The 5969-nt window shown below is 75.6% G+C and carries 2 protein-coding genes; both read right to left on the bottom strand.

Features of this window, described 5'->3' with window-relative positions; all coding sequences use genetic code 11:
• The coding region (locus B0E53_RS32260) for a type I polyketide synthase (protein WP_146167854.1) at nucleotides 1–2387 on the bottom strand (2387 nt) is incomplete at its 3' end.
• 45 nt (nucleotides 2388–2432) lie between these two features.
• On the bottom strand, nucleotides 2433–5969 hold a 3537-nt coding region (locus B0E53_RS32255), incomplete at its 5' end, for an SDR family NAD(P)-dependent oxidoreductase (RefSeq protein WP_107079426.1).

Below are 5969 nucleotides of genomic sequence, written 5' to 3'. Positions count from 1 at the left end.
TGCCCCGGCTGCGGGGTGATATCGGCCAGGTCGGTACGGAGCTGTTCGGCGACCCGCTGCACCGACGGCGAGTGCGACGCATAGTCCACCGGGATCAGCCGGGCACGAATCCCGTCGGCCTGACATGCCTCCACCAGGTCGGCCACGGCCTGCGGCGGACCGGACACCACCACCGTGGCCGGGCCGTTCACCGCCGCGATCCCGACCCCCGCGAAGCGGCCGCGGTCGCCCGTGGCGGTTCCGGCGGCGACGTCGAGGCGTGCGGTGACCGCCTCGGCGGACAGGTCGATGGAGGCCATCGTCCCGGTGCCGGCCAGCACCGCCAGCGCCCGCGACCGCAACGCCACCGTCCGCGCCGCGTCCTCCAGCGACAGGATCCCCGCCACACACGCCGCGCCGATCTCGCCCTGCGAGTGCCCGATCACCGCCTGCGGAACGACGCCGACGTGCTGCCACACCGCCGCCAGGGCCATCCCCACCGCCCACAGCACCGGCTGCACGACCTCGACCCGGTCCAACCACGACTCGTCGTCACCGCTCAGCACCGAGCCCAGATCCACATCCAGATACGGCGCCAGCGCCGCCTGGCACTCGGCCAGCCGCGCGTCGAACACCGGCGTCCGACCCACCAAGCCGGCCGCCATCCGCGCCGACTGCGCACCCTGACCGGGGAACACGAACACCGGACCGGCGTCCTGGCCGACCGTCGTTCCGCTGACCAGGCCGGGTGAGGGCATGCCCGCGGCGAGGGCGTCGAGGCCGGCCAGCAGGTCCTCGACGCTCGACCCGACCATGGCCGCACGCTGCGGGAAGGCCGAGCGGGTGCGGACCAGGGACCACGCCACGGTCGCCGGGTCCGGGTCCGGGTGCGCGCGCAGGTGCGCGGCCAGCCGGGCGGCCTGTCCGGCCAGGGCCCCGCGCGACCGGGCGGACACCGGCCAGACCGTGACCCCCGCGTCGACCAGCCCGGCGGTGGGCACGGCCGGTGCCGGCTCGGCCGGCTCATCGGCCTGCTCGATGATGACGTGGGCGTTGGTGCCGGAGATGCCGAACGACGACACCGCCGCCCGCCGCGGCCGCCCCACCGCAGGCCACGGCCGGGCCTCGGTGACCAGCTCCACCGCCCCGGCCGACCAGTCGATGTGCGGCGACGGCTCGTCCACGTGCAGGGTCGCCGGCACGAGGCCGTGCCGGATGGCGAGCACCATCTTGATCACACCGGCCACCCCGGCGGCGGCCTGCGCGTGCCCGATGTTCGACTTGACCGAGCCGAGCAGCACCGGTCCGGCGTCACCGCGGTCCTGCCCGTACGTGGCGAGCAGCGCCTGCGCCTCGATCGGGTCGCCGAGGGTGGTGCCGGTGCCGTGCGCCTCGATGACGTCGACGTCGGCGGCGGACAACCGCGCCGCGGTGAGGGCCTGGCTGATCACCCGCTGCTGGGCCGGCCCGTTCGGCGCGGTGAGCCCGTTGGAGGCCCCGTCCTGGTTGACCGCGCTGGCGCGCAGGATCGCCAGCACGGGATGGCCGTTGCGGCGGGCGTCGGACAGCCGCTCGACCAGCAGCCAACCGACGCCCTCGGAGAAGCCGGCGCCGTCGGCGGAGGCGGCGAACGACTTGCACCGCCCGTCCGGCGACAGGGCGCGCTGCCGGCTCGATCCGATGTAGAGGCCGGGGGTGGCCATCACGGTCACCCCGCCGGCCAGGGCCAGTTCGCACTCCCCCGCCCGCAGGGCCTGCGCGGCCAGGTGCAGCGCGACGAGGGAGGAGGAGCAGGCCGTGTCGACGGAGACGGCCGGCCCCTCCAGGCCGAGCGTGTACGACACCCGGCCGGACGCGACGGCCGCCGCCCCGCCGGTCATCGAGTGCCCCTCGTCGCCGTCGGGCGACATCATGAGCAGGGTTCCGTAGTCCTGCCCGTTGGTGCCGACGAACACCCCGGTCCGGCTGCCGCGCAGCGTGACGGGGTCGATGCCGGCCGCCTCCACCGCCTCCCAGGCGGTCTCCAGCAGCAACCGCTGCTGGGGGTCCGTGGCGAGGGCCTCCCGAGGGCTGATGCCGAAGAACGCCGGGTCGAAGTCGCCCGCGCCGTCGAGGAAACCGCCCTCCCGGGCGTACGAGGTGCCCGGGTGGTCGGGGTCCGGGTGGTAGACCCGGTCCAGGTCCCAGCCCCGGTCGTCGGGGAACGGGGTGACGGCGTCCCGGGCGTCGCGGAGCAGCTCCCACAGGTCCCGCGGGTCCCGGACGCCGCCGGGCAGCCGGCAGCTCATCGCCACGATCGCCACCGGCTCCAGTTCCTGGGACTGGGCCTCGCTGAGCCGGCGGCGGGTGTCGTGCAGGTCCGCCATGACCCGCTTGAGGTAGTCGCGGAGCTTGTCTTCATTGGCCATGGGATGCCGCTTCCTCGCAGGGGACGGGGAGAGAGCCGGAGCGGGTCAGGAGAGACCGAGGTCCCGGTCCACCATGGCGAACAGTTCGTCGTCGGTGGCGTCGTCGAGGTGCCGGCCGAGGCCGTCACCGCCGCCCTGACCGAGCCGGGAGAGCATGGCCTGGAGGCGGACGGTGGCCCGGACCCGGGCGGCCTCGTCCCGGGCCACCACGTCGAGCCCGTCGGCGATCCGGTCGAGGTCGTCGAGGAGCGCGGCCGGGGTGACCACGTCGTCCTGGGCCACCTCGGCGTACAGGTACTCGGCCAGCGTGGTCGGGGTCGGGTAGTCGAAGACCAGGGTGACCGGCAGCGCCACCCCGGTCGCGCTACCGAGGCGGTTGCGCAGCTCGACCGCGGTGACCGAGTCGAAGCCCAGCTCACGGAACGCCCGGTGCTCGTCCACCGACTCACCGGCGGCGTAGTTGAGCACGGCGGCGACCTGGCCGCGGACGAGGTCGAGCAGCACGGCCAGCCGGTCGGCCGCGGGTAGCCCGGCGAGCCCCTCCCGCAGCGACTCCGGCCCGTCGGGCAGGTCGGCGCCGGTGGCCCGTTCGGCGGCCCGGAGCCGGCGGACGTCGGGCAGGTCGCTGATCAGCGGCCCGGGGCGGGTCGCGGTGAAGGCGACGGAGAACCTTTCCCAGGCGATGTCGGCGACGGTGAGGAACGCCTCGCCGTGGTCGACGGCCTGGTGCAGGGCGGCGATCGCGGCCTCCGGGGCCATCTCCGGTACGCCGTGGCGGTGCAGCAGCTCGCCGAGCGGCCCGTCGGCCATGCCGCCACCGGCCCACGCGCCCCAGGCGATGGAGGTGCCGGTGAGGCCGAGGCCGCGCCGGTGCTGGGCGAGCGCGTCGAGGAACGCGTTGCTCGGGGCGTAGTTCCCGACGCTGGAGCTGGCCACCGAACCGGCGAACGAGGAGAACATGATGAACGCGGAGATGTCCAGGTCCAGGGTCAGCTCGTGCAGGTGCCAGGCCACGTCGACCTTGGCGGCCAGGACCCGTTCGATCTGGTCGATCCGGATGTCGTTGATCATGGCGTCGTCGAGCACCGCACTGGCGTGCACGACGGTGGTGAGCGGATGCTCGGCGGGGATCCCGTCGATCAGCGCGGCCAGGGCGTCCCGGTCGGCCGCGTCGCAGGCCACCACCTCGGCCCGCGCGCCGAGCGCGGTGAGGTCGTCGACGAGTTGCCGGGCACCGGGGGCGGCCATGCCCCGGCGGCTCACCAGGATGATGTTCGGCACGCCGCTGCGGGCCAGCCAGCGGGCCGCGTGCCCGCCGAGGGCGCCGGTGCCCCCGGTGACCAGCGCGGTGCCGGAGGGCTCCCACGGGTGCGTGGGCCGGCTGTCGCCGAGCGGAACCCGGGTGAGCCGGCGGCCGAGCAGGCCGCCGGGGCGTACCGCGATCTGGTCCTCCTCGCCCGCGGCGGTGAGGGCCGCGACGAGCAGGCCGGCGCAGCGGTCGTCGACGGCCTCGGGCAGGTCGACCAGGCCGCCCCAGCGCTGCGGCTGTTCCAGCGCGGCGACCCGGCCGAAGCCCCAGACCATCGCCTGGGTGGGTGAGCGGAGCAGGTCGGCGCGGCCGACGGAGACGGCGCCGGAGGTGACGCTCCACATCGGGGCGGACAGCCCGACGTCGCCGAGGGCCTGGAAGAGCGCGACGGTGGCGGCGAAGCCGCCGGGCACCGAGGGGTGCAGCGGGTGGATCAGCTCGTCGAAGGCGAGCAGGGACACCACCCCGGTCACCTCGGCCGGTTCGTCGCCCTCGCCGCCGCCGGCGGCGAGGGCCTCGCGCAGCAGCTTGCCGAGCAGGTCGCGGTCGGCGTCGGTGGTGCTGACCGGCACCGGGACGACGTCGGCGCCGGCGGCCGCGAACGCCTCGACGCAGGCGTCCTGCCAGGGCTCGATGATGTCGCCGGTGGGCAGCACCACGAGCCAGGTGCCGGCCATGCCCCGGTTGGCGATGCCGGTGAGCGGCTTCCAGGTGTCCTGGTAGCGCCAGCTGTCGATGTCGGACTGCCGGCGGCGTTGCCGGCGCCAGGAGGTGAGCAGCGGCAGGGCGGGGCGCAGCGCGTCGAGGGCCTGCCCGGCGGGGGTGTCCTCGGTGGCGACGACGTCGGCGAGGGCGGCCAGGTCGCCGCGTTCCACGGCCGCCCAGAAGCCGGCGTCGTTCGGGTCGGCGCCGCCCTGGAGCAGGTCCGGGTCGGGGCCGCCGCTGCCGTCCAGCCAGTACCGCTGGTGCGCGAAGGCGTAGGTGGGCAGGTCGACGGGGTCGGTCTCGGCGAGCACGGCGGTGAGGTCGACGGGCAGCCCGATGGTGTGCGCGGTGGCCAGGTTGGTGAGCAGTCGGGTGGGGTCGTCCTCGCCGCGGCGCAGGGTGCCGAGGGTGTGGCCCGTGGTGCCGGTGTCGTCCAGGATCGCGGTGACCGGCATGGTCAGCACCGGGTGCGGGCTGATCTCCACGAACGTCGTGTGACCCGCCGTGATGGCGGTGCGGACGGCCGCGTCGAACCGGACGGTCCGGCGCAGGTTGTCGTACCAGTAGTCGGCCGTCATCGCGGCCGGGTCGACCCATTCCCCGGTCAGCGTCGACACGAGACGGGTGTGCCCGGGCTGCGGCGTGACGTTCGCCAGGTCGGTACGGAGCTGTTCGGCGACCTCCCGCACGGCGGCGGAGTGCGAGGCGTAGTCCACCGGGATCAGCCGGGCGCGGATCCCGTCGGCCTGGCACGCGTCGACCAGGTCGGCGACCGCCTGCGGCGGGCCGGACACCACCACCGTGGCCGGGCCGTTGACCGCCGCGACGCCGACGCCGGGGAACCCGTCGAGGCGCTCGGTGACCGCGTCGGCGGACAGGTCGACCGAGGCCATGGTGCCGGTGCCGCGCAGCGCGGCCAGGGCGCGGGACCGCAGCGCCACGGTCCGCGCCGCGTCGTCGAGGGACAGGATGCCGGCCACGCAGGCGGCGGCGATCTCGCCCTGCGAGTGGCCGATCACCGCGTCGGGCACCACCCCGGCGGCACGCCACACGGCGGCCAGGGCCACGCCGACGGCCCAGAGCACCGGCTGGACGACCTCCACCCGGTCCAGCCACGACTCGTCCGTACCGGTCAGCACGGCGACCGGGTCGACGTCGAGATACGGCGCCAGGGCCTGCCGGCACTCGGCCAGCCGCTCGTCGAACACCGGGCAGCGGCCGACCAGGCCGGCGGCCATCCCGGCCGACTGTGCGCCCTGGCCGGGGAAGACGAAGACCGGGCCGGTGCCGGCGCCGGACGCCGTGCCGGTGACGACGTTGCCGGCCGGTTCGCCGGCGGCCAGCGCGTCCAGGCCGGCCAGCAGCTCGGGCAGGTCCGCGCCGACGACGACGGCCCGCCGGTCGAACGTGGACCGGGTGGTGGCCAGTGACCAGGCCACCGCGGCCCGGTCGATCGTCTCCCGCTCCCGCGCGTACGAGGCGAGCCGGGCGGCCTGGCCGGCGAGGGCGGCCTTCGAGCGGGCGGAGACCGGCCAGAGGGTCGGGCCGCCGGCGAGCAGCCCGGGCCG

It is taken from the genome of Micromonospora sp. MH33, assembly GCF_003013775.1.
Taxonomy (GTDB): Bacteria; Actinomycetota; Actinomycetes; order Mycobacteriales; family Micromonosporaceae; genus Micromonospora; species Micromonospora fulviviridis.
The sequence above is the reverse complement of the archived record's forward strand: the minus strand, read 5'-3'. Positions and strand labels throughout refer to the sequence as shown.